The sequence below is a fragment of the Enterococcus sp. CWB-B31 genome, assembly GCF_020567645.1.
Lineage (GTDB): Bacteria > Bacillota > Bacilli > Lactobacillales > Enterococcaceae > Enterococcus_L.
On record NZ_JAJDJW010000032.1, the window covers coordinates 1 to 2684 of the forward strand.

The following is a 2684-nucleotide window of genomic DNA, read 5'->3' on the forward strand; positions in this document are numbered from 1 at the left end:
CAATCGGTTGCCTCAAAAAGGAACCATATTCCAAGGAAATCACTGAACTATCGAACCCCCATGGAAGTATTTTTGAGTTATATGGATGATGAAATGGTGTCTAGGTTAATTTGACAAATGAAAAGTGAAAAAAAGTGTTTTTTTACTTTCTATGCCGGTACATACACCTTTAACAGATGTAGGAAAAAATACTTTGATTATATCTGGAATTATCACTCTAATCGCAAGTATACTTGTATTTATTCAAGGAATTATGTCCTTTATTAATAGATAAAGCTACCAGTTTATGCTTGTGGCTGTATTACTTATTACCGGGAAAATTTTAAAAGGCTCACTGAGTCCCATAACCACTGTTTTAATAGAAGAGACTGTAGACGTCATCTATAAAATTGACTTTGTCTACAGTCTACAAGGTTCCGTAAGGAGCCTTTTTCTATTTGTCTGTCCTGATTGGTAAACGTATATTAAAATGTAGTTATTGTCCTATTCTCGATAACTACTTCTTTTTTTAATAGTTCATTATTTGGAAAATGGTGTTCTACAAGAATTAATGATAAACTTGGATAGTTATAATGAATTTTATTTAATATGTCAATCGCTTTATCTAATTCTATATTAGATAAAATTTCATCTACGAATAAAAAATCAGGTTTTCTAATGATTGCTCTAGCTAATCTCAATTTTTGTAATTCTCCGGTGCTAAATTTCTCCATTATTTCATTATTCTTAGTATAAATACCTTGTTTCAAACTCATAACTTTATCATCCAGGCTTACTATTTTTAAGATTTTTCTTATATCCTTACTGTTTGCATTGCTCTCAGTCATCATTTCCTCAAACAGATTTTGCATTGGAAAACCATGTTCATTTGAAATGTAGATTATTTTTCTACTTCCAATGAGATTGCTATTCTCATCGTTATTAATGAGAATCTCACCTTTATAATCACTGTACAAATTAGCTATAACTTTTAAAAACAAGGATTTTCCACTACCATTTGCGCCTCGTAAGCGAATCCATTCTCCTCTAGTAATATTAAAATTGATATCTTCTAATATTATTTTTTTTTCAGAGAATATTGATAAATTATTTATTTTGATTTCTTCAATATTAGAACTATCGTCAAATTTCTCTTTTTCAGCCTGAAAATTAAAAAATTCTATTCTTGATTTATAAACATTGGCCATTCTGATAGTCGCAATTATTCCAATAAGTTGAGTAACTGGAGAAAAAAGCAAGCTAGTATATGAATTAAAAGCCACCAGATCTCCTATACTCATATCTCCACCTTTAATAAAAGTTATTCCAACAACAAAAGGAACAACAGCTGCCAGTGTTACAATAACGCTAGAGACAATGCTGATAAAATTTTGATATGTTAAAACCTTCACATTTATTTTCTTATTTTCATTAATAGCATTATTAAATCCTGTTACAATCATTCTGAAAAAATGAAATATCTTAATGACTTCCTTATTAGTACTATAATTATTTACCTCTTTAAGAAATTCGTCTTTAGAAATTTGTTGCTCTTCCGCAAGTCTCCCTAGTTTAGCACTTATATGTATTATCCAAATCGCGTAGAAGGGAACGAATATAAAGGCAACTAACGATAACTTCCAACTAAGAAACATCATTATCAAAACATATGAAGCACCAGTAAAAATATTTGTTAGAAATGTGGTTACAATCAACTGAATATTATCAACATAGAGCTCAGAATCATTAAAAATTACTGTATTCAGCATCGAGCTGTTTACATCATTAGCAGAAAAATTGTTTTTAAATATATTTTCCTGATATCATACAAAAATTCTTGGAAAAAATATGCTGAAAATTTAACATTTATTCTTCCAAAAACTAATTGAAGTCCTATTATTACAGTAATGATAGATATATATAGCCAAATTTCATCATATTTTCCTTCAAGAAGGACAACATCAACAAGATATTTAGTAAGATATGGAATTGGAATTAAACTAAGTGAATTTAATAGGATTAATACCAATAATAAAAATAGTTTCCTCTTTTTATTTTTAATATAGGTGACAAACAAGCTCATCATAATCCTCCTATAAATTAATTTTTACAGATATAATTCATTCTATCACATTTTTTTGTGGTTTTGTTTAGTATACAAGGAGAACCTCACGTATTAATTAACAAGCTTCGAATACACGTCAGAACAAGTTGCTGATTATTTTGTAATGTCTAAAAATTTTGATTTAGACGTTCTCTACTTTCACCTTTATCATTGGATCAATACCTGTTCCTGAATATTTAAGACATCATTAATAAAGAATTAAAAGGAGGAGTAGAATTATGAAATTTAACTCATTTAACCCCGGAAACAGCACTAAGATCCAACATTTTTTTTCCGGTCATTTTTAAAGAAGTTTTTTCCAGTAAAATAGAGCAATCAGAATCCACCGAAAAGGAGAAATATTTTCATTTGTCAAATTAACCTAGACACCATTTCATCATCCATATAACTCAAAAATACTTCCATGGGGGTTCGATAGTTCAGTGATTTCCTTGGAATATGGTTCCTTTTTGAGGCGACCGATTGGACAAATGCCTCATCAACTTCGTTGAAATCCATTTGCTTAGGAAGTCCATCCTTTCGAAGCAGCCCATTTGAGTGCTCATTCAGGCCGCGTTGAGAGGGAGTTCCTGGATCCGCA

3 protein-coding genes and 1 pseudogene are annotated in these 2684 nt (G+C 30.1%); 1 reads left to right on the forward strand and 3 read right to left on the reverse strand.

All coding sequences use genetic code 11. The features are described from left to right. Positions 1-114, forward strand: a pseudogene (locus LI954_RS15915) (IS30 family transposase); the annotation flags it as partial. Positions 115-464: 350 nt separating this feature from the next. On the opposite strand, the gene LI954_RS15920 reads toward LI954_RS15915, so the two are convergent. The 3 genes from LI954_RS15920 to LI954_RS15930 form a co-directional block, all read right to left on the reverse strand. Next, positions 465-1748: an ABC transporter ATP-binding protein gene (locus LI954_RS15920; RefSeq protein ID WP_229444968.1), complete on the reverse strand. Its 1284-nt coding sequence runs from the start codon at positions 1746-1748 to the stop codon at positions 465-467. Positions 1749-1756: 8 nt separating this feature from the next. Continuing rightward, positions 1757-2065 (reverse strand): hypothetical protein, encoded by a 309-nt coding sequence (locus tag LI954_RS15925; RefSeq protein ID WP_229444969.1) that lies wholly within the window; start codon positions 2063-2065, stop codon positions 1757-1759. Between the two features lie 390 nt (positions 2066-2455). Beyond that, the coding region (locus LI954_RS15930; RefSeq protein WP_420705993.1) for a transposase at positions 2456-2684 on the reverse strand (229 nt) is incomplete at its 5' end.

Bases quoted from the DNA above. Each gene is read 5' to 3' on its own strand.
- LI954_RS15920 (WP_229444968.1), bottom strand. From the start codon at position 1,748: ATGCTGAATACAGTAATTTTTAATGATTCTGAGCTCTATGTTGATAAT.
- LI954_RS15925 (WP_229444969.1), bottom strand. From the start codon at position 2,065: ATGATGAGCTTGTTTGTCACCTATATTAAAAATAAAAAGAGGAAACTA.